Below are 21,164 nucleotides of genomic sequence, written 5' to 3'. Positions count from 1 at the left end.
TCAGCGGTGAGCGAGGCCGGACAACGCCAGCACCACACTGAGCACCAGGACGCTGTGTTCGATGATGCCCTCCGGAACACGTCGGGTGAGTTTCCGTACACGCCGACCCAGGTTGTTGCCGGCAACGACCGCGAGCGCCAGGACTGCTGCCCACTGCCACACCTCTCGGGTGAACAAACCGCCCGCGCCATAGCCGGCGATCCGGCCCAGGTGCATCGCGACCGCCGAGACCGCAGTGGTCGCCGTGTACGCTTCTCCGACCAGGCCGGTCGACAGGAAGAGCGGCGACGTGAGCACTGCCGCTCCTCCGGCGCTGCCCGTGAGGCCGCCGATGAGAAACCCTGCGGGGGTCATCACTCCCGGCGGCGCCCGGAGCTGGAACTTGCCGAGCGCTCTGACGACACTCAGCAAGGTGATGAGCACCATCAACCCGCTGATCAGCGCGGGCGGCACACTCACGGCGAGGCCCGCACCCAGGAGCGCACCGGGCACGGCGCCCAGCGCAAAGGCGCGCGCCACACTCCAGTTCACCTCGGACCGAAACATCCAGGTGCGATGCAGGTTGCCAACCAGGAGCGCGGGCGCAGTGGCCGCAAGTGCCGGCGCCGGGCCGAGCAGCAGCGACAGCGAGAGCAGGAGCATGAGGCCGCCGCCCATGCCGGCCACGGTCGTCAGGGCTCCCGCCGCGAGACCCAGGCCAAACACCACGAATACGAGCGTCATGGCTCACACCCTGCGCCCGCCCGAACCTTTGCGCCAATTGATTGTTTTGCTACTTTCCATAAATTCCCATGATGGATGATCTGAAGAACTTCCTGCTGATCGTCGAGCGCGGCACGTTCACGGCGGCGGCCCGGGCGGCGCACCTGACCCAACCGGCGCTCAGTGTCTCGGTGCGCCGGCTCGAGCAGAGTTTTGGTGCACGGCTGCTGAATCGCGGGCGCCACGGGGCCGAGCTGACGGCGGCGGGTCGCGAGGTGCTGACGCGCGCGCGCGTCGCGCTCTCGACCATCGAGGACGCACGGCGTGCGGTGTCCGAGCTCGAAGGCCTGGCAAAGGGCGAGGTGCGGATCGGCGCCGGCGCAACGACCGCGACGTATCTGCTGCCGCCGCTGCTCGCCAGGTACAGAAAGAAGTATCCCGGAGTGCGCATCGTGCTCCGGGAGATGACCCGGGGTGACGCCGAAGATCAGCTCGAGCGCGGCGAGCTCGATCTGGCCGTGCTCACCGGCCCGGGCGGGGAGCCCTGGCGCGACGACGCGTTCGTGCTCGTTGCTGCGCCGGGAGTGCGGCTCCGCGGCTCGTCATTCCTGACCTTTCCCAAGGGCACGGTGACGCGGGAGGCGCTCGATCGACATTTCCCCGAGGCCGAGATCGTGATGGAGCTCGGCAGCATCGCTGCCATCAAGGGGCACGTGGCCGAAGGCATCGGAGTGGCGCTGCTCAGCCGCGCGGCGATCACGCGCGATCTCAGCCTCGGCCGCCTGGTGGTGCTGCGACACGCAGCGACGCCGATCCCGCGGCAGCTCGTGCTGTTTCACCGGGGCGTCGAGCGCCTGCCCCCGGCGGCGGCGGCGCTCAGGGAGCTGTTGCTCGGGGCCGGCGCCAAGGGCTGAAGTCGCGGAGCGGGAGCGGCCTGCGCGACCCTCGACGTCAGCTCGCGCCGCACTTGCCGGCGGCGCATTTCATTTGCGACTTCGGCCTGGCGGCGGTTGCCGTCGCTGGCGGTGGTGGCGGAGGAGTCGGCGTGGCCGTGGGTTTCGCGGGCGCGACGGGCGCCGTCACACCGGGCAGGTTGGGCGGCGGCAGCGGCGAGTCTTGCATGCGGCGCCCCGACGACGGCGACGGCGGGACCTCGGTGGCCACGACTTGTTTGGGATCCCCCGGCTTGGGTGCGACCGTCGCCGACTTGGAGGCGTTGCCCGGTGGCGCCTGCGGAGCTGCGGGCGCAACGGACGCCGCCGGGGCTTCAGCCGCGGCAGCACTGCTCGCTGTCGTCGGGTTCGCCGTCGCCGTCGCCGCTGGGGTTTCGCCGGCAGGCTCGGGTTTGGGCTGTTCGCCCCGGGAGCAGCCCGCGAGCAGCGCGCCCAGGGTGACGAGCAGGGATTCGCGCGTGATCCGGCTCATGGGAGCGGCAAACTCAGCATCGATCCGGAAGGCCGGATGGCCGCCGCGCCGGCCGCCAGGTTCACGGCCGAGCCGCGGATCAACAGGAACTTGATCTCGCCATGGTGGCCCACCGAAGACTCGTAGCCGGTGAGTTTCCCGATGACCTTGCCGGCGCCATCGAGCACCTCGACCGTGCGCTCGTCGTCCGTCACCGGCCACGGGGTGTTGATGGGGTAACCCCAGGAGAGTGTTCCGTCCTCGTCGATGATGGCGGTCTGGAACAGGCCCGGCGCCCGGTTGGGATCGTTCGAGACGAAGAGATCACCGGCGCCGTTGGCGTACGAGATGCGTTTGTACATCTTGTTGAACGACCAGTCGGCGATCCAGTTGGGGTTACAGTACCCCATGACGTCTTTGTAGCCGCTCGGGTTCAGGAAGTTCTTGGTGAAGATATCCCACCCCCAGGCACCAATGCCGCCACCGGCGTAGGGGAACGCCGGATCCGCGCCCTGCACGGGTCCACAGGGCGCATGCGCCATGCCGAGCGTGTGACCCACCTCGTGCGCCATCGTGTCCGAGCTGCCCGGATTGCCGCCGACCGGAAAAAATCCCAATCCGGAGCCCACGCGACCCTTCACGTCGTTGGCGGACGGAAGGTTGGACAGACCGGCAACACAAGCACCGCCGCAGAACTGCCCGAACGACTGCGTCGGGGTGAAGACTCCGTAGTAGTAGCTGTTGGCCGGGGGGTTATCCTGCGCTCGCAGCGACTGGAGCCAATTCAACAGCTGGTTCCAGCCGTTGCCGCTCCCTTGGGGCGACGATCCGGGGTAATTCGCGGCCGCGCGCACCTGAATGTTGATGTCTGGCGCCGGATACAGCCGCATGAGCCGGTCGTGGTAGGCCTGAACCTCGTTGGCTCCCGTGAGCGGCGTGATGCCGTTGACCACGATGGGCACGAGCACGACGTTGAACACCCCTGCGTTCTGCGCGCCCAGATTGACCGCGCCGAACTTGGACTGGTCGCTCGCGCCCGGGAACGAACCAGCCGCGGCCTCGAGCAAGCTCACCGTGTAGGTAGAGTTGGGCTTGATCGTGTTCGGCGGGATCGACACCTGAATCGTCGAGTTGGAATCCGCATCCGACGACGGACCGCCGATGAAGGCCTTGCCATCGAACGAGCCGCTCGACGAACCGGCGAGCTCGACCCGCGCCACGAGCTCGCGCGGCTGGTACTCCGCCGCGGGATTGACGAACACGCGGAGTACCGCCTCGCGATCTGCGACCACCGGCGCGTTGCGCGGCGGCTCGCTCCAGTTCTGCATCAGCGGCACCTTGACCGCTTGATACAGACTGATCTCGCTGATCGAGATCCCAGCTGCGGGACCTCCGGCAGCGACAGTCCCACCGCTTCCCCCAGCGCCGCTCGCACCCCCGACCGGCCCACCGCCGCCGCCGGACGCGCCTCCGCCGCCCGGCGCCCCGCCGACGTTTGCAATCCCGCAGGCCGGTGCACACTGCGCAGTGTCGCCGGTCGTGCAGATGCAGAGCTCGTAACAGCTCGTGCAAGCGCTGCACGAGTTGTTCGAGCAGTTTGGGTTCGCGGAGTTTCCGTCCGAGGAACCGCAGGCCAGGGCCGTCAGCCCGAACGCCAAGAAAAAAGAAACGGAAAGGGTGCGCAGCATCGAGCCTCCGAAGCGCGGACATTGGAGCATGGCTCGGGGGCGCACGAGCCGCCAACTCCGGGCGCCGGTGCAGAATTTTGGGGAACCAGCCTGGAATTTTTCAGTCAGCTCGGAAGGGCGGCGCCGCCGCTCGGGCTCGAGCCAGGCCGGAGTCGGCGTCCAGGCGACGCCAGAATCCTGGCAATTTCGAGCTTGGACGACGCTCGAGCGCCCGTAGCCACTCGGCCTCGACCCCATCGGCGACCTCGAACGCCGCGCGGCTCCGTTCCTGAGCGCCGCCAGCCGGCCCGCTCAGCGACGCCTCGACCTGAGCCTGCTCGAAGGCCTCCTGCGCCGGGCGGAGGTGCTCGAGCGCGCGCTCCAGATCAGTAAGCGCCGCCCGATGCAGGAGCTCATGCCGCCACCAGAGTGACGTCGGATCGTAACGACGCGACGGCACGCCGATGTTTGGCACTGCGTCAGCCAGCGAGAGCGGCTTGAAGAGGGATATGCACGGGCTGGACGTGGCGGTGACGAACGGGCGCACACCATCATCACCGAGCTCGACGACGAACGAGCCGGTCGTCTGGCCATGCGCTCGAGTCGGCAACCAGCCCGCGTGAGCGCAGACCGTCTGTCGCAAGCCGCCGAGCGCGGCGCTCGGGCGATCGGGGCTGCCGTGCTGACGCAGTGCCGCGAAGACTCGGGGCAGAGAGAGCTCCCCTCGCCTGGCCCGGAGAAATCTCTCGCTACAGCTCCGCCGCCGATCCGCCGCCGCCGCCAGCGTCACCCAGCGATCGGCAAAGACCTCCGCGAAATTCAGCCGGGATTTGCCCGGCGAAAGTCCGTAGTCCCGAGCGCGCGCCGCGAGCCCTTCGCTCGCGAGCTCCCAGTCGTCGCCGAGGGTGAGCCCATTGGAGATCGCGCGCACGCCGCGCACCCGTTTTGCAACCCAGATCCGAGCCGCGGTCTCGAGCACCCACGCCTCGGACGGATCGGCGATCAAGAAGCTGTTGTGATACCGGAACACGTGGCGATGACCGGAGTTGCCTCCTTGGCCATGGGTCTCGAGCAGCTCACCGATGAGCTCCACTGCTCCGCGCGCGGAGCTCGCCCGTTCGAGACCGAGCCGCACCAGGTCCATGCCGGTCAACCCGGTCGGAGCGTGCGGCGCGCGGGTGAACACGGCCTCGTTGCCGATCGCGACGCCGGCGTCGTTCACCCCCATCTCTGCGCCCCACATCCAATACGGACGACACAGGAGCGCGCGGCGCGTCGTCGGCGCGGCCGGCACACTCAGATAGGTGCAGGCGGTCCTGCCGCTCGGGTCGTGTTCCGCCGCCGGAACGAGCTCCACGACCTCCGGTTCGCTCGCCTCGCGGTCGCTGTTCTTGGCGAACAGCATGCGCCCTCGGGCGGTCGTCTCGGGCGTGGCTACCAGCGTGTCACACATGAATTCTGCTGCCCGAGAAGGTTCTTGACAAATCCGATGGGGGAATGCACAAAACTCCCCGTGAAGCTCTCGAACAAGAGCCGCTACGCCGTCCGGGCACTGTTCGACATCGCATTCTACAACGACGGACGCCCCACTCAGGTCAAGGACATCGCGGAGCGCCAGGGCATTCCTCCGCGATTTCTGGAGCAGATCTTCCAGGACCTCAAGCGTGCCGCCATCGTGGGCAGCAAGCGCGGTCCCCAAGGCGGCTACAGCTTGGCCAAGCGCCCCGCGGAGATCCGCCTGGGTGACATCGTGCGCGCCCTCGAGGGTCCCATTGCGCTGGCGGATCAGAGTGAGCGTGGCGCCCGTTCAGGCAGGACACTGGCGGACGGCCGCGCCGTGACCGACGCGGTGTTCCGCGATCTGTCCGCCCGGGTCGAGGCGTGTTTCGACGCCGTGACCGTCGCCGACATCTGCGGGCGCGCCGAGGAGCTCGGTGTGCAGCGCCCGCGAGGACAGCGTTATGTCTATGTCATCTGAGTCCCTCCCTCCCCTGCCCGACCACCCGCGCGTCTACGGCAGCGTGCTCGAGCTGATCGGCGACACGCCGCTCGTGAACGTGGCCCGGCTCGAGACCGAGACACCCCGCGGTCGAGTGCTCGCCAAGATGGAGCACATCAATCCGGGTGGTTCGGTCAAGGACCGCATCTGCCTCGCGATGATCGAACGCGCCGAGGCCGACGGCCTGCTCCGCAGCGGCGGCACCGTGGTGGAGCCCACGAGTGGCAACACCGGCATTGGTCTCGCGCTGGTCGCGCACCGACGCGGGTATCGCTGCATCCTGACCATGCCCGAGAGCATGAGCCTCGAGCGGAGGCAGCTGCTCAAGGCGCTCGGCGCAGAGCTCGTGCTGACTCCCGAGGCGGAGCAGATGGAGGGTGCGATAAACAAGGCACGCGAGCTCGCGTCCAGCATCGAGGGCGCGTTCATGCCGCAGCAGTTCGAGAACGAGGCCAACCCGGACGCCCACTACGGCGCGACGTTTCGCGAGATCGTTCACGCCATCGGACGAGAGAGCATCGATGCTTTTGTCGCAGCCGTCGGCACCGGCGGCACGGTGAGCGGGGTCGGGCGCGCGCTGCGCGAGAAGTTCCCCGCCTGTCTGGTGATCGCCGTCGAGCCGGAGTCGTCGGCCACGATTTCCCGAGGCGAGCGCGGCCCCAGCAAGATCCAGGGGATCGCCGCGGGCTTTGTGCCCAAGAATTACGACCCGAAGGTGCCCCACGCCGTGCGCACGGTGTCGGACGAGCGCGCTTATCGAGTGAAGCTCGAGCTCGCCCGCCGCGAAGGGCTCCTGGTCGGCATCAGCGCGGGGGCCAACGTGGCGGTGGCCCTCGACGTGGCGCGAGAGCTTGGCCCGGGCAAGAACGTGATCACCATCCTGTGCGACACCGGAGAACGCTACTTCAGCCTCGATGAGTACTTTCAGGACTGAACCCAGCCCGCTCGGCATGAAGAGCGCGCTCGTCGTGGGCGTGGGTGGCCTCGGCTGCCCCGCAGCGCTCGCGCTCGCTCGCGCCGGCGTCGGCCGCATCGTGCTCGCCGATGACGACGTGATCGAAGAGGCCAACCTGAATCGACAGATCCTGTTTCGGCAACAAGACGTGGGGCGGCCCAAGCTCGAGGTCGCAAGAGAGGCGCTCGAACGCGCGGCCCCGGCGAGCACGATCGAGCTTCACCCGAGCCGCCTGTTGCCGGACAACGCCCGGCAGCTGGTGCGCTCCGTCGACGTCGTGGTCGAGGGCTCGGACAACTTCGCCACCAAGTTCCTGACCGCCGACGCCTGCGCCATCGAGCGTCGCGCCGCGGTGCACGGCGCCGCCATCCGCTGGCAGGGCACCGCCTGGCTCGTGCTTCCGGGAGGGGAACCCTGCTACCGCTGCCTGTTCGAGGACGTGCCGCGGGGCGCTCAGGCGAGCTGCAACGAGGCCGGGGTGATGGGTCCGGTGGTGGGCCTGGTGGGGGCCTTGATGGCGGATCTGGCGCTCCGCTTCCTGTCCGGGGACGAGAGCGGTGCCGGCCAAATCACGACCTACGACGGCAAGAGCGACCGCTTGCGAAGCGTCGCGGTCCGGCCACGGCAACAATGTCCGCTCTGCGGTCAGAGGAAGATCGCGGATCTGCTCGAATCACGCTACGTCAGCGGTCTCTGCACCGCTTCATAGGAGAAGAGAATGGAAGTCACGGTTCGTATCCCCACCCCACTTCGTTCCCTGACCGGAGGCGAAGAAGCGGTAAAGATCAGCGGCGCCACGGTGCGCGACGTCATCGAGGCGCTGGAGAAATCCCATCCCGGAATGCGCGAGCGCTTGCTGGACGACAAAGGCGTCCGGCGCTTCGTGAACATCTATGTCGGCGAAGAGGATATCCGCTTCTTGGATGGCCTCGATACCGCCCTGACGGCTGGCCAGGAGATCAGCATCGTCCCCGCCATCGCAGGTGGATGATGTCGTCGGAAGCCGCGGTCTCTCGCCAGGTTCTCTTGCCCGAGGTCGGCGCGGAAGGACAAGCCAAGATCTGCGCCGCCGTTTTCGAGATCGCCGCCGGCAGCGACGGCGACATCGAGGCGCTCTATCTCGAACGCGCCGGCGCACTCACGCTGCACCGCTCGGATGAGCTCGAGGCGGTGCCGTTCCGGCACGCGGAGAACTTCCGGTTCAGCGCCTCCCGGGAGCTGGGCGCGGGAGCCTGGCGCGCGCTGCGTGGGCTCCGTCGTGCGCTGGGAGTGGCGACCGAATGACGACCCGCCTGGTTCGCTCCCGGTTGCTCGCGGGTGTGGCCGACGCCGTCGGGCAAACTCCGCTGATGCGCCTCAACCAGGTCGCCCGGTCTGCACCTAGCGTCGAGGTCTACGTCAAGCTCGAGTACCTGAATCCGGGCGGCTCCGTGAAGGATCGCCCGGCGCTCCGCATCGTGAAGGATGCGATCGCCGACGGGCGCCTGACCCCGGACAAGATCCTGATCGACGCGACCAGCGGCAACACCGGGGTGGCGTACAGCATGGTCGGCGCGGCGCTCGGATTTCGCGTGGCGCTCGTGATGCCCAGCAACGTCAGCCGAGCCCGCAAGGACATCACGCAGGCCTACGGTGCCGAGCTCATCTACTCCAGCCCGATGGAAGGATCCGACGGCGCAATCCGCAAGGTGCGCGAGCTCGTGACCGAGCAGCCCGAACGATACTTCTACGCCGATCAGTACGGAAATCCGTCGAATCCCCTCGCGCACTATCACGGCACGGCGGCCGAGATCCTCGACGCGCTCGGCGATCGCATCACCAGCTTCGTGACCGGCCTCGGTACCAGCGGCACGATGATGGGGACCACCCGGCGCCTGCACGAACACCCAAGAAAGATCCACTGCGTCGCGGTGGAGCCAGCGGAGGCGCTGCACGGTCTCGAGGGCATGAAACACATGGGCTCGAGCCTGGTTCCGGAGATCTACGACCGCGAGCTGCCAGACGAGATCATGCCGGTGACCACCGACGACGGCTGGGACATGGCGGATCGAGTCGCCGAGCAGGAGGGGCTGTTCGTCGGGCACTCTTCCGGCGCGAACATCTTCGGTGCGGTGAAGCTGGCCGAACGCATGCACGCAGAGGGGCGCGGCGGTTGTGTCGTCACCATCGCGTGCGACCGCGGGGATCGCTACTTCGCGCCGCTGAAATGGGAGAGGAAATACCGGTGGTAGACCCAGTTTGGATACACGGGGGCGTCGTAGTCCCGAGACGAGTGCTCGAGGTCGTCGCGCAGGCGGGGAAGCTCGCGTACGCCCGGGACGAGGAGGCCTGTGGTTACCTGGAGGGCCCGCTCAGCGAGCCGCTGGCCGTCGACCGGGCGGTCGAGCTCGAGAACCTGGCCAACAAATACCACGCGGTCGATCCTGACGGCCACCCGCGGACCGGGCGCGAGTACTTCAAGATCAACGCCCTCAAGTTCGAGAGGGCCATCACGGCCGCAGAGCAGACCGGACGCGCGGTGAAGGTCTTCTTCCACTCACACCTCGACTGCGGCGCCTATTTCAGCGCCGAAGACGCGGCGAGCATGACGATGGGAGGCGACGGGGCTCCTAGTCACGCGCTCGCGTATCTCGTGACCGCCGTCGACCAGGGTGAGGTCAGCGCGCACAAGCTGTTCGTGTGGGACGACCCGACTCGCAAGTTCGTCGAGGCCCCGTTCAGCGTCGTCGAGGATTGATGGCCGCCGCCGTGCGACGGATCGCGATCGGGCTCGCGCTGGCGAGCGGCGCGTTCTTGACGCTGCGGGCGGCGCCGGCTCACGCGGATCTGGACGCCGACGCCGAGCGACTGCGGACCGAGCTCGCCAAGTCCGGCAGCGTTCGGCGGCTCGAGCCACGCTTCGTCGAGCGCGGAGGTTTCTTGCCGCTGCTCCTGCCGCCGGAGTTCGTCGATCCACTGAGCGAGGACTGCGTGACCGTCGCCGTGCTCGGCGTACCCACCGCCACGTTCGTGCTGCGTTTCCTGCCAGGTCGGGGAGCGTTGGTCTGGCCCGACGGTGAACATCCAGAGCTCGCCGTTGCCGGCGCGGCCCAGCTCGTGCGCTGCGGCGTGCGCAAGGCCATGCTGGGGAGGCTCGCCCTCGAAATGCGCTCACCTCGCGGGGTAATCGAGGTGATCGTGGCCAGGGGCGATCGGCCGTTTCCGCCCCTGGCGGGTGTCCTGCCGACGCGCAACCCGGGTCCCCTGCCGGCGCCCTCGTTCACCGGTGCGCGCGCTCGACCCGGTCCCCTCGAAGCGCGACTGCGGACGCGGGTGCTGACGGCGAAGCGCGCGGGTTTCACGGTCGCAAACAGCCGCGCTGAGGACGCAGATCCGGGCGGACGCGGCGTGCTCCGTTTTACGCTGGCGCCTGGCTGCCACCGGCTCGACGTGCTTGGCAGCGAGGTCGACGGCGCGGAGCTCGATATCGATGCCGAGCTGTTCCTTGGCGCTTCGCTCGAACCCGCGCGCAGCAACCGCGCCGAGGCTCCGGACGCACATTTCCAGCTCTGCATCGCCGAGCGCACGAAGGCCAGCGTGGCGTTTCAGGGCGCTCCCGCGTCGAGTCGAGTGAGCCTGCTCACCTTCACGCGTCCCATCGATGCGGCACTGCCGGGTCGCTGGGCAGGAGCAGAACGCGCGGCCATCGCCGAGGCCCTCACGCATCGGCGCGGCGCGCGCCGGGTCGATGCACCCGTGATGACGGCCCGAGGTGTGTCGGGAGTCACGCTCGTGCCCGTCGAGCTCGAGCCCGGCGCCTGTTACGTGGCGGCCGTCGCTGCGGTGCGGGGTCGCAGCCTCGGCGTGGCCCTCTCCCTCACACTCGCAGGTCGTCAGTTCCAGAACCAGATCGGCCCGGACGGCGCCGGGACGACCCTCGCATTCTGCGTCGACGGGGACGCCACCCCCGAGCTCACGATCGAGGCGCGTGGGCCGGGTCTTGCCTGGCTTTTTGCCCTGTTTCGCTCGGGACACTCGCCACCAGGAGAGCCCGCAGAATGAGGGCGCTCGCTGTGCTTCTGCTGCTCTCGAGCAGCTGTGCGCTCTTGCCCGGCGGCAGGCCCGCGCACGACGTCGACGTCACGCCGACCAGCGCGGCGCTCAGCGGCGAGAGGCTGCTGCTCGGCGACGCCCGGCGCGCTCGAGAGGCCGGGGCCCTCGAGCTCCAGATGATCGCCGTCGATGCGGGCGCCGCGGGCGATCGCATCTCCGGCTTCCTGCGCGTGCCGGGTGATCGCTGCACGCTGCTGCTTGCGCGGGGGTCGGCGGAGGTCGACGACATCGATCTGTTTGCGTTCAGCGACGACGGGACGTCCCTCGGCTCCGACGAGCGCCCGAACAAGTCCCCGACGCTGCTCGTGTGCCCACCCCACCCGGAACGGATCTACGTGAGCGCCCGGGTCTCCTCGGGGTCTGGACTGGTTGCGCTCGGCGCCCAGTCGGTTGCGAAGGCAGACGCCACCAAGCTGGGTGTTCTGTTTGGCATCGGCGGCGCCGCAGCGGGGCTGCCCGAGGTCACTCCGCGCCTCGAACAGGCCCTGGCCGAACACCGACGCGGCATCGGCGGGCGCTGGCAGGACATCCGGCGCAACGCGCTGCCCGTGGAGCCTGGCACCCCGAGCCTCGTGTCTTTTGTGGTCGAGCCTGAACGGTGTGTCGATGCTTGGGTCGCGCCGAGCGAAGAGGTCTCTCACCTCGACGTGGCGTTGCTCGACTCCGACGGGAGAACCCTCGGGCGCGCTCTGGCCCATGGCAGGACGCGTTTTCTGCTGGTCTGCGCCCAGGAAAAGCGCGCTTTCACGCTGGAGGTTCGGCCCCAAGCGGGCCGCGGGCAAGTGATGGTCGTGCTGGCGCAGAGTCGCGATGGCGGGCGGTCCGAGCTCGACGCGCGCATACCGGTGATCGAGAGCACACCGAGTGTGTCGGTCGGCGAGGCCAGCACCGCCCTCGCCGCGCGACTCGACGGAGGCGGATACGAAGCAGCCAAGACCCTCGCCACGGGCTCGCTGCCGGTGGCAGAGCGCACCAGCATCACCCTCCAGCTGCGACCCGGCTGCACACGTATCGATGCCCTCGGCGGACGTCCGCTGTCGGGCATGGAGGCGTGGCTCTGGTCCGACGACGAGGCGCTGCTCGCGCACGACGGCTCGAGTGGACACACGACCCTCTTCACATGCGGAGCCGGCGGCGCAGCACGCATCGATCTCGAGGCGTTGGCGCGTCCTGGTCCCTTCAGCGTCGAACAGCGACGTTTGCGCCAGACCCCCGAGCTGCTGAACAGTCACCCGCTCGCGGCGAGCCGCTTGCTGACGCGGGTGCTGGCACGCGGCACCACTCAGCGCTTCGATCAGCTCGGATTGCCGAAGGTCATCGACCTCAGTGAGGCGAAGCGCGCCACCTTCGAGCTGGAGGTCCCGCTCACCCGCTGCGTCGACGTCGTGCTCGCGCTCGGAGTCGCGGCATCCGGAGCCGAGGTGCGTATCGTCGATCTGGATACCGGGCTCGAGGTCGAGCGCGGTTACGGGCGTCACGCCGCCGCCGCGAGGGTGTGTGCGTTCGGGGGCAAGCCGAAGCTGCGCGTGCGCGTCGAGCTGCGAACGACGAGCGGCACCACGCAGGCTCTGGTGCTCACGCGGCAACTCGCGCCAGCCCAGTAATTCCTGCGTGTCCGCTCGCCTACCGAGAGCACAAGCGGTGGTAATTACAGGGGGTTTGATGCCCGGCGGGGGAAATCGAGTCAATCGTCCGGACATCCGCATGCGGGTAGTGGCGCTTTCCCGAGCTTTCGGTCTACCCTGCGGCCGCACTGACGCCAGTGCATCGATATTCAGGCGGGTTCTGGGACTGAGTTAGCAGAGCGAAAGCAGACTGCGGAAGAGGAGCACACAAGATGATGGAGCAGCAGACCGGCATTCAGGCACAGGGTGGAGGCTATGGACCGCCTCCGGGCGGCTACGGTCCTCCGGGCGGACAGCCCGGTGGGTACGGCGCGCCTCCCGGAATGCCTGGTGCTCCGATGGGACCCCCAGGTGGAATGCCGATGGCACCGCCCGGTGGCGGCATGCCACCCGGAATGGGAATGCCGGGCGGAGGCGGAGGTCCGCCGGACCTCGAGGCACACGTCAAGAAGTGGTTCACGCTGTCGATCGTCTCGATCTTCTGCGGTTGCGGCCTCCTCGGCTTGATCAACGTCTGGATGGCAATGCAAGCCAAGGACGCACTCGCCAAGGGTGACACGGCCACGGCTGCGGACAAGATCAAGACGGCGCGCATGTTGTGCATCGTCGGCTACGTCTTGCTCGGCCTGAACGTGGTTCTTGGTATCGTGTACGCCATCATCATGGCCGTCGCGATGAGCTGAGCACCGCGGGTAGTCGGATAGACAGCTCACGAATGGGGCGTCGCTCGAAAGGCGGCGCCCCTCAGTTTTTTGTGCGCCGTGGCTCGCTTTTTCCGGTGCGCACGAAACACGAGGTTCGGGCGCGGAAGTCGCGGTACCATCCGAGCTTGGGCGCACACCGTGCCCCCCTGACCCCGGTGGCGAGCATGTCGAAGTGGCGCTTTGCGTTCGGTCTGATTGGCGTGGGCGCCGTGAGCGCCAACGCGTGCGGTGGCGACGACGGGGGCACCGCGGGACCCAGCCTGGGGGGTAAAAACGGGGACGCTTCGCTCGACGGCAGCGCGGCCACGGGCGGCGGCGGAACCGGCGGCGGGGTCAACATCGATACCGGGACCGGCGACGAGTGCAGCGATCAGAAACCCTGTGACGCCGGGGTGTGCGTCAGCGGGAAATGCTGCGCCTCGGTCGAGCAAGCTTGTGGCAGCGCCTGCTGCGCAACCAGCGAGGTCTGCCTGTTCGAGCAGTGCATCGTTCCGGGCAAGTCGTGCCAGACCGCGAACGACTGCGCGACGGGTGAATACTGCGAGACGGCACTCGGGACCGCGCCGGCGGACGGCGGCGTCGCTGACAGCGGAGCGAGCGACGCGGCTTCGGTCTGCACCCAGCCGGTGCCGGCCAACGGCAAATGCGTGAAGCTGCCGCCCATCTGCGAGGGCGACGCCGGTGCACCCGACGGCGGTACCTGCGTGGAGAAGTGTGAATACCACCCACCAGCGGGCACCCTCTCGGCGGTCAAGAAGTGGCAGTGGGGCACGGATCAGGCGCCCACGCAGTTCCCAGCGTTCGCCGACGTCTGGTCGACGCCCACCGTCGCTCGCGTCGTCGACGCAAACTGCGACGGCAAGGTCGACGAGACGGATCCGCCGAACGTGATCTTCGTGTCGGGCGACGCGCAGAAGACCTGCTGTTCCTGCGGTAGCGCCACGCCAAGCACCTGCTTGACCGGAAAACTTCGCGTTCTCGACGGGCGCAACGGTCAGGAGATCTGGAGCCTCGCCAAAGGCAAGGCCGGGGCGCTCGGTTTTGCGGGCCTGTCGGTGGCCCTTGGCGACGTGGACGGGGATCAGAAGCTCGACATCGTCGCCATGACCGGCGACGGCTACATCGCCGTCATCGACAACCAGGGCAAGGTCCTCGGAGTGAGCGACAAACCCGTGGACAGCGCGGGTGCCGGCGCCTTCGGTTGGGGCGGAGGCATTGCCATCGGCGACATGGACGGAGATGGCGCCCCGGAGATCGCCTACGGCCGAAACCTGTTCTCGACCAAGGGCGGAGTCATCACTCGGCTGTGGGTCGGCACGGGTGGAAGCGGCGGGGCCGCCGCACGGGAGCTCTCGTTCTTCGTCGACCTGAACAACGACGGCAAGCTCGAGCTCTTGGCCGGCAACACGGCGTACAAGCTGGACGGCACGGCGCTCTGGACCACCGCCAGCGTCGGCAACGGCTTCAACGCCGTGGCGGACTTCGACGGGGACGGCAAACCCGAGGTCGTCGTGGTTCAGGCCGGCAAACTCTGGGTGCTCGAGGGAGCCACCGGGGTGATCGAGCTCGGTCCCCTCACCCTCCCGAGCACGGGCGAGGGCGGACCGCCCACGGTCGCTGACTTCGATGGCGACGGCAAGCGCGAGATCGGCGTCGCGCAGCAGGCGAAATACGCGATGGTCAAACCGGACTACGTCGGCAAGAAGCTGGACGTGGTCTGGACCGCACCCAATCACGATCTGTCCTCGAGTGTCACCGGCTCGAGTGTGTTCGACTTCGAAGGCGATGGCCGAGCCGAGGTCGTGTACAACGACGAGTGCTTCCTCTGGGTGTACGACGGGCAGACCGGCAAGGTGCTGTACGCCGCGCTCACGACGTCGTTCACCGCCACCGAGGCGTCGGTGGTGGCGGACGTCGACGGCGACGGACACTCGGAGATCCTGATGGTCTCCAACGGCGCCGATCCCAGCAGTGCCGGCTGGAAGTGCGACATGGCCCCGTGGAATCAGCCCGACGCCGCCAACAACCGCCCCGCATGGGTTCCTCCGGCGGGCAAACCCGCCTACCGCGGCATCACCGCCCTGGGCGACAAGGCCAACAGCTGGGTCGGGACCCGCACGGTCTGGAATCAGCACGCCTATTCAGTCTCGAACGTGTGTGACTCGCGCGACAGCGCCTGTGACCCACCGAACATCTACGGCTCGATCCCCAAGGCGCAGAAACCCAACTGGACCCAGCCCTGGCTGAACAACTTCCGACAGAACGTGCAAGACAAGGGGATCTTCGACGCGCCGGACGTGACCGTGAAGGTCGACGTTGCCTGCACGAACCCGATCGTCGTGCACGTGTCGGTGCGTAACATCGGACTCGCCGGGCTCCCTGCTGGTGTCACCGTCGGGGTGTATGTGGATGCCGGCGGCACCCAGACTCAGCTCGGAACGGTGATCACCACCAAGCCACTCTTGCCAGGTCAGACCGAGGTCATCGACTTCAGCGTGCCCGCGGGCGCGGCGAAGTCGAGCGACGGGTTCTTCGCCAAGGTGCTCATCGATCCGACCAACAAGACCTTCAACGAGTGCCGGGACGACAACAACCAGAGCGCCATCGTCAAAGCGAAATGTGGCCCGGCGTGAAACCCGGCCCGATCCGCGGTAGCATCAGCCCATGCGCCGCGTGGGTCTTGCGCTCCTCCTGATCGGGTTCGCCTGGCCCGCATGCGCCGCCTTCGACGGCGCCGAAGAATTGCTCGACGACGCCGGGTCGGACGCCGGCGTCGGGGGTAGCGGCGCTGACGCGGGGATCTCGGGCGCGGCAGGCTGGCCGGGCACCGGGTCGAGCCCGGGCAGCGGCGCCGCACCCGGTGGAGGTGGCCAGCCGAGCGGCGGCACTTCGAGTGGCGGCGGCGCTCCGAGCGGCGGCGGTGTCTCGAGCGGCGGCGGCGCACCCGGTGGCGGCGGCGTGCCAAGTGGCGGAGGTGGCACACCGAGCGGCGGGGCTCCCGGCGGCGGCGGCGTGCCGAGCGGCGGCGGCTCACCCGGTGGCGGCGGCGTGCCGAGCGGCGGCGGCTCACCCGGTGGCGGCGGCGCACCACCCCAGTGTGTGGGTGCGGCCGATTGTGCGGATGGCAACGCCTGCACCAACAACGCCTGCACCAGCGGCAAATGCGTCGCGACGTTCGTCAGCTCGGGCACCGGGTGCGGCAATAACACCGTGTGTGACGGCGTCGAGACCTGCGACGGGGCCGGCAACTGCAAGCCCGGCACTCCACCGCAGGTGAACGACAACGACGCCTGCACGATCGACAGCTGCGATCCGGTGACCGGGGTCAAACACACGGCCGTGAGCGTCAACGACAACGACGCCTGTACGACCGACAGCTGCAACGCGCAGAGCGGGGCGATCAGCCACACTCCCGTCAACATCGACGACGGCAACGACTGCACGACCGACAGCTGCAGCCCGACGACGGGCGTGAAACACACCTCGATTTCGCCCATTTCGCAGTGCGGGCTCAGCTGCCCCAGCGGCTATCACCCGGGCTCTTACAGCTACAGCTCGTCGTGCGGCGGCGGTTGTTGCTCCAACAACTCCGCCTCGTGTCAGTACAACTGTGGCAACAGCTTCTCGCAGTGCGGGCTCAGCTGCCCCAGCGGGTACCACCCGAGCTCCTACAACTACAGCTCGTCGTGCGGCAGCAGTTGTTGCTCCAACAACGCTGCCTCCTGCGGCAAGAACAGCGGGACCTTCAGTCAGTGCGGGCTCAGCTGTCCGAGCGGTTGGCACGCGACCTCGTACAACTACAGCTCGTCGTGCGGCAGCAGCTGTTGCTCCAACAACTCCGCCTCGTGCGCGCCGGACACTGGCACGAGTTTCTCGCAATGCGGCCTGTCGTGCCCCAGCGGTTACACCGCGCAGAGCTTCAGCTACAGCTCGTCATGCGGCAGCAGCTGTTGTTCCAACAACTCCGCCAGCTGCAAGAAGCTGTGAGCTCCTGCCCGCGGCCTCACTCGTAGGGATTCGCCTCGAGGCCCCCGCCGGCCGGTTTCCCGCCCGGCACGCCGCCGCCGGGTGGCCGCTTTCCGGCCGGAGCCGTGGGCAGATCCCCGGGTTTCACGGGCGCGCCACTGACGCTGCGCACGCGGATCGCCGTGTTGTCCTCGGGGGTGATGGTCTCGCTGATCTCGCTGCCATCGGCCAGGCGCACCAGCAAGGTCACACTGATCTTGGATCGCGGCAGCTCGAGCTCGGCGCTCTTGTCCTTGAACTCGACGTTGCTCACGCCCGGGCCGCGCACCTCCGAGATGTCGGTGTCGCTGGTGACCACGACCCGAACCCTGGCGCTCGGCTGAGCGGGCACAGCCGAGACCGGCGGCGCGGGGCGGTTCGCCGGGCTGGGCTCGACGGCCTCGACGGTCTTGGCCTCCTTCTGCCCCGTCATGAACGTCGCGAACACGACCAGCAGCCCGACTGCGATGGTGGCGAGCGCGCTGGCCAGCGCGACCAGTCCCATCTTCTTCTTTCGCTGATGGTAGGCCAGCTCTTCCGCCGTCACGGCTGGGACGATCTTCACGCTGTCGAGCGTGAGCGGCGCCGAGGTCCCTGCCGTCGAGCCAGTCCCCGAACCCTGAGTGTGGCGCGCGGCCGCGAAACCCGCTGCTTGCCGCGCACCCGAGAGCACCGCGGCGAGGGCCTTGCGTCGCTCGACGATCATCGCGCCGCAGAACTCGTGCACCAGGCGCGCCACCTCGGCGCTGCTCGACAGCTCCGCGTGGAGGTAGGCCCAGCTCTCGAGCGCCTCGGCGAAGGCGGCGGCGGTCGGCCAGCGATCGTTTGGGCTCACCGAGAGTGCCCGCATCACGATTTGATCGAGCTCCGGGGGAATGTTCGGGTCGACGCTGATCGGTCGGCGATAGTTGCCCTCGGCGACCTCGAGCAGGATCTGCGCGTCATTTTCGGCCAGGAACATCCGCTCCCCGACCAGCAGCTCCCACGCGACGATCCCCATCGCGAAGATGTCCACGCGCCGATCGATCGCTCCGCCCCGCGCCTGCTCCGGCGCCATGTAGCGAAACTTCCCCTTGGCCAGGCCCGTGGCGGTGTGCACCGAACGCTCCGCGGCCTTGGCGATCCCGAAGTCGGTGAGCCGCACGGTGCCGTCGCTGCCGAGCAAGAGGTTGTGCGGAGTCGCGTCGCGATGAACCACGCCGAGGGGCACGCCATCCATGTTCAGGAGCTCATGCGCAGCGTGGAGCCCGGCCAGCGAGTCCACGAGGATACGGATGGCCGCCGGGCGCGAGATGCGCTCGCCCCGCTTGCGCGCCGCCCGCATCACACCCGCGAGGCTCGGCCCGTCGACGTAGTCCATCACCAACAGGTGCTCGCCGCCGGCATCGTGCACGTCCTGGACGTTGACGACGTTGGGGTGCCGGATCAGGGACGCGATGCGCGCCTCGTCCATGAACGACGCGGCCAGCTCGGGATCCGCGCCGATGTGCGGGTGCATGCGCTTGATCGCAACCAAGCGCTCGAACCCACCGGCGCCGTGCTGACGGCCGACGTACACGGTCGCCATGCCGCCGGAGGCGACTTCGATCAAGAGCTCGTAGCGCCCGACCTGCTGCACCTGGGGTGCGCGCATTGCCGGCTGGGTGTGGGTGGGGCTCGACGGCTGAGCGTCCCGGGCATCGAGCGCCCGAGTCAGCTCGATCTCGCTCATCGTGAGCTCTTCCAGCGAAGCTGCGGCGTCGGGATCGAGGTCCGTGGCCATCAGAAGCGGCCCCGCGCGCCGACAAAGCCGGGGCCCAAGACGAGCGCCGTGTCTTCCGGGGCCGAGGCCGGCTGCTTGCGCCCTTTCCAGTTGGTGAAAAATACGCCGACGACGACCGTACTGACCCCGACCACGGCCGTCGTGCCGATCAGCAAGTTGGTCCGGCGTTGTTTGGCGCGGCCATCGTCCAGGCCGTCCGGGGTTGGGTTCGCGTCGTAGTCCTTCCGGGCGGAGTTGGTGTCGAGACCGCTCCACGCCGACACTCCGCCGAGCACCGCGGTGAGCCCCAGCCCGACGTAGAACAACGTCGGACCCATGCCCTTGTCACTGCCGGCGTCGCGTTCGACATCCGGTTTGGGCGCAGGCTCATCGGGCACGCCCTCCTCTTCCAGTCCGCTGGCCTTGTGTTTGGGCGGATCGATCGCGACCTTGACCACACTGCCGGCGACGATCGTCAGCTTGCGCTGCACGGTGCGATCGCCGAACTCACCGCTCACCAGGTGATCGCCAGGGTCGACGTAGGTCAGCTCCGATTCCAACGCCTTGCCGTCGATCTCGACGTTCTTGGCCCCGTGATCCATCACCTGGATGCGCCCGAGCTTGGGGATCAACTCGCCGATCAAGCCGTTGGCTTTTTCGCGCCGGGAGTCGTCTTCAGGGGCGTCGCGGAGATAACGCGCGCAGAGGTTGGCCGCCCGGGTCAGCTGCCCTGCCTTTTGATACGCGGTCGCAGCGTTGAACAGCGCGGCCGGATGCGGCGCGATCGTGTAGGCCTCCTCGAAGGCCCGGGCCGCGGCCGCATACTCGTGGCGCTTGAAGGCCTTCTCTCCGGCCTTGAACTTACGAGCCGCATCCGCCTTCGCAGCGTCGTCCGCCGCCCGCGCGGCGACGGGACTGCCCAAGAAGAGGGCGCCGGCAGTAACGGCGAGCGCTAGCTTGGGAAGGCGGACCACGGCGCGTCTCTCATCGTACCGCCCGCTCGTCAGGAGGGCCAGATGGGGACCCTGCGGCCCCGGCAGGCCGGGCAATTCGTGAGAGGAAACCCCGAAGAGCGCCGTTGTATTCGGCGCCGTGGCTGAGGTTGATGATGTGCCCCCCCCCTGCGATCTCGACCCACTCCGCGCCCGGAATGCGCTCGGCGAGCACCCGACAGGGAGCGAGGGACGCGCTGTCGAGGGAGCCGACGACGACCAACGTCGGAATGGCCAGGCCCGGCAACTCTGGCATCGAGGCCGGTCCCGGCTGCACGGCGATCAGCTCTCGCAGCGTGTTGACCAACCCGTGCGGCGAGTGCTCGATGAACCCGCGCCGGATCAGATCGGCGGTCTTGTCGTCGAAGCGCCGCCAGATCAACTCGGCGCCCGCCGACTCGATGCCATGCTTCTCGATCGCGTCCGCGAAGCCGAGGGCCCAGGGCACGTGCGCCGGCTCTTCCACGGCCCGCGGAAACGCCGACAGCACGAGACCCGAGACCCGCTCGGGATGTGAGATGGCGAACCGGAGGGCGACGCCCGCCCCCATGCTGAGACCTCCAACGATGGCCCGCGCTGCGCCGACTCGGTCGAGCACGGCCAGGACGTCTGCGACAAAACACTCGGGTTGGTAAGCCTCGGCGTCCCGCGGGGCCGAGCTGCGAGCGTGCCCGCGCGCGTCGAACAAAACGACGCGATTTTCCCTCGCGAGGGCGCGGGCTTGGGGGCGAAAGTTGCGCGCGCTCCCCCCGAAACCGTGTCCCAGGATCAGCGTGGGACCCGCGCTCCCCCAGACCTCGGCGTAGATCGAGTGCGCACCGGACTCGACGCTGAGGCGCTGCGGCGCCGTCACAGCGCAGCCTCGTACAGGGCCAAGACGTCGTTCGCATCCGGGAAGCGCGGCGTCCCCGACAGCGCGAAGTCAGCCATCGCGTCTTCGACCCGCGTGGGCACCCGCTCGCGGACCACGCCGAGCGCGGTGGCGGTTCGGGCCGTACCGAGCCGCATCGACAGTCGCTCGACCTCGTTGGTGGCTCGGATGGCGTTCTCGGCGTCGCTGACGCCGGGTGCCGCCACCCCCAGCGCGATCGCGAGCTGGGCGTAGCGCGCCTCACAGGCGCGCGCCAGACGCTCGACGCTGCCGCAGCCGAAGTGTGTCCGCACACCCGGGCGAATTTCGAACACGTTATCGCTCAGCATGCGCGCCAGAAAATCAAAAATCGTCGAGCCGCAGCATACTGACATCTCGGGCCCATCAAGTCGACGATGGGGCTTGAC

Annotated in this window: 21 protein-coding genes; 13 read left to right on the top strand and 8 right to left on the bottom strand. The window is 68.3% G+C overall.

The genetic code is table 11. The features are described 5' to 3' along the window. Positions 1 to 723, bottom strand: coding sequence for a sulfite exporter TauE/SafE family protein (locus IPI67_21560; GenBank protein ID MBK7582770.1), 723 nt, complete (start codon positions 721 to 723; stop codon positions 1 to 3). A gap of 68 nt (positions 724 to 791) precedes the next feature. On the opposite strand from IPI67_21560, the gene IPI67_21555 reads away from it, so the two are divergent. Next, positions 792 to 1,616 carry a LysR family transcriptional regulator gene (locus IPI67_21555; GenBank protein MBK7582769.1) on the top strand — a complete coding sequence of 275 codons (825 nt, stop codon included), beginning with the start codon at positions 792 to 794 and terminating at the stop codon, positions 1,614 to 1,616. 37 nt (positions 1,617 to 1,653) lie between these two features. Here the strand turns inward: IPI67_21555 and IPI67_21550 are convergent, their stop codons facing one another. From IPI67_21550 to IPI67_21540, 3 genes are all read right to left on the bottom strand, one after another. Beyond that, on the bottom strand, positions 1,654 to 2,127 hold the full coding sequence (locus IPI67_21550; GenBank protein ID MBK7582768.1) for a hypothetical protein: 474 nt from the start codon (positions 2,125 to 2,127) through the stop codon (positions 1,654 to 1,656). Then, positions 2,124 to 3,794 (bottom strand): hypothetical protein, encoded by a 1,671-nt coding sequence (locus IPI67_21545; protein ID MBK7582767.1) that lies wholly within the window; start codon positions 3,792 to 3,794, stop codon positions 2,124 to 2,126. The genes IPI67_21550 and IPI67_21545 overlap by 4 nt, the downstream gene beginning before the upstream one ends. Before the next feature lie 100 nt (positions 3,795 to 3,894). Beyond that, positions 3,895 to 5,226, bottom strand: coding sequence for a C69 family dipeptidase (locus tag IPI67_21540; protein MBK7582766.1), 1,332 nt, complete (start codon positions 5,224 to 5,226; stop codon positions 3,895 to 3,897). A gap of 36 nt (positions 5,227 to 5,262) precedes the next feature. Here IPI67_21540 and IPI67_21535 point away from each other — a divergent pair, with 36 nt between their 5' ends. From IPI67_21535 to IPI67_21480, 12 genes are all read left to right on the top strand, one after another. Then, complete coding sequence (locus IPI67_21535; GenBank protein ID MBK7582765.1) at positions 5,263 to 5,751, top strand: Rrf2 family transcriptional regulator; 489 nt, start codon at positions 5,263 to 5,265, stop codon at positions 5,749 to 5,751. Beyond that, positions 5,741 to 6,706 (top strand): cysteine synthase A, encoded by a 966-nt coding sequence (gene cysK, locus IPI67_21530; GenBank protein MBK7582764.1) that lies wholly within the window; start codon positions 5,741 to 5,743, stop codon positions 6,704 to 6,706. Before IPI67_21535 ends, cysK begins: the two co-directional genes overlap by 11 nt. Further along, entirely contained in the window at positions 6,687 to 7,436 is a 750-nt protein-coding gene (locus tag IPI67_21525; protein MBK7582763.1) for a HesA/MoeB/ThiF family protein, read from the top strand. Before cysK ends, IPI67_21525 begins: the two co-directional genes overlap by 20 nt. A 9-nt stretch (positions 7,437 to 7,445) precedes the next feature. Further along, positions 7,446 to 7,718, top strand: a complete 273-nt coding sequence (locus tag IPI67_21520) for a MoaD/ThiS family protein (GenBank protein ID MBK7582762.1) — start codon at positions 7,446 to 7,448, stop codon at positions 7,716 to 7,718. Then, a complete protein-coding gene (locus tag IPI67_21515) occupies positions 7,718 to 8,011 on the top strand; it encodes a hypothetical protein (GenBank protein ID MBK7582761.1) in 294 nt (97 codons plus the stop codon). Before IPI67_21520 ends, IPI67_21515 begins: the two co-directional genes overlap by 1 nt. Next, positions 8,008 to 8,958 (top strand): cysteine synthase family protein, encoded by a 951-nt coding sequence (locus IPI67_21510; GenBank protein MBK7582760.1) that lies wholly within the window; start codon positions 8,008 to 8,010, stop codon positions 8,956 to 8,958. Before IPI67_21515 ends, IPI67_21510 begins: the two co-directional genes overlap by 4 nt. After that, positions 8,952 to 9,464 (top strand): Mov34/MPN/PAD-1 family protein, encoded by a 513-nt coding sequence (locus tag IPI67_21505; GenBank protein MBK7582759.1) that lies wholly within the window; start codon positions 8,952 to 8,954, stop codon positions 9,462 to 9,464. The genes IPI67_21510 and IPI67_21505 overlap by 7 nt, the downstream gene beginning before the upstream one ends. Positions 9,465 to 9,475: 11 nt before the next feature. Next, entirely contained in the window at positions 9,476 to 10,768 is a 1,293-nt protein-coding gene (locus tag IPI67_21500) for a hypothetical protein (GenBank protein ID MBK7582758.1), read from the top strand. Continuing rightward, positions 10,765 to 12,423 carry a hypothetical protein gene (locus IPI67_21495; GenBank protein ID MBK7582757.1) on the top strand — a complete coding sequence of 553 codons (1,659 nt, stop codon included), beginning with the start codon at positions 10,765 to 10,767 and terminating at the stop codon, positions 12,421 to 12,423. Before IPI67_21500 ends, IPI67_21495 begins: the two co-directional genes overlap by 4 nt. 233 nt (positions 12,424 to 12,656) lie before the next feature. Further along, complete coding sequence (locus tag IPI67_21490; GenBank protein MBK7582756.1) at positions 12,657 to 13,127, top strand: CD225/dispanin family protein; 471 nt, start codon at positions 12,657 to 12,659, stop codon at positions 13,125 to 13,127. Positions 13,128 to 13,312: 185 nt separating this feature from the next. Beyond that, positions 13,313 to 15,781, top strand: a complete 2,469-nt coding sequence (locus tag IPI67_21485; GenBank protein ID MBK7582755.1) for a VCBS repeat-containing protein — start codon at positions 13,313 to 13,315, stop codon at positions 15,779 to 15,781. A 31-nt stretch (positions 15,782 to 15,812) separates the two neighbouring features. Further along, positions 15,813 to 17,135 carry a hypothetical protein gene (locus IPI67_21480; protein ID MBK7582754.1) on the top strand — a complete coding sequence of 441 codons (1,323 nt, stop codon included), beginning with the start codon at positions 15,813 to 15,815 and terminating at the stop codon, positions 17,133 to 17,135. A 16-nt stretch (positions 17,136 to 17,151) separates the two neighbouring features. On the opposite strand, the gene IPI67_21475 is transcribed toward IPI67_21480, so the two are convergent. The 4 genes from IPI67_21475 to IPI67_21460 are packed head-to-tail and all read right to left on the bottom strand — an operon-like array spanning position 17,152 to position 21,086. After that, positions 17,152 to 18,915, bottom strand: coding sequence for a serine/threonine protein kinase (locus IPI67_21475; protein MBK7582753.1), 1,764 nt, complete (start codon positions 18,913 to 18,915; stop codon positions 17,152 to 17,154). Further along, positions 18,915 to 19,868 carry a tetratricopeptide repeat protein gene (locus IPI67_21470; GenBank protein ID MBK7582752.1) on the bottom strand — a complete coding sequence of 318 codons (954 nt, stop codon included), beginning with the start codon at positions 19,866 to 19,868 and terminating at the stop codon, positions 18,915 to 18,917. Before IPI67_21470 ends, IPI67_21475 begins: the two co-directional genes overlap by 1 nt. 10 nt (positions 19,869 to 19,878) lie before the next feature. Then, positions 19,879 to 20,739 (bottom strand): alpha/beta fold hydrolase, encoded by an 861-nt coding sequence (locus IPI67_21465; protein MBK7582751.1) that lies wholly within the window; start codon positions 20,737 to 20,739, stop codon positions 19,879 to 19,881. Next, the gene (locus IPI67_21460) at positions 20,736 to 21,086 is read right to left on the bottom strand and encodes an iron-containing alcohol dehydrogenase (protein MBK7582750.1); all 351 of its coding nucleotides are present in this window, start codon (positions 21,084 to 21,086) and stop codon (positions 20,736 to 20,738) included. Before IPI67_21460 ends, IPI67_21465 begins: the two co-directional genes overlap by 4 nt. Positions 21,087 to 21,164 lie beyond the last annotated feature (78 nt).

It is taken from the genome of Myxococcales bacterium, from assembly GCA_016706225.1.
In the GTDB taxonomy this organism is placed as follows: domain Bacteria; phylum Myxococcota_A; class Polyangia; order Polyangiales; family Polyangiaceae; genus JADJKB01.
The sequence above is the reverse complement of the archived record's forward strand: the minus strand, read 5'-3'. Positions and strand labels throughout refer to the sequence as shown.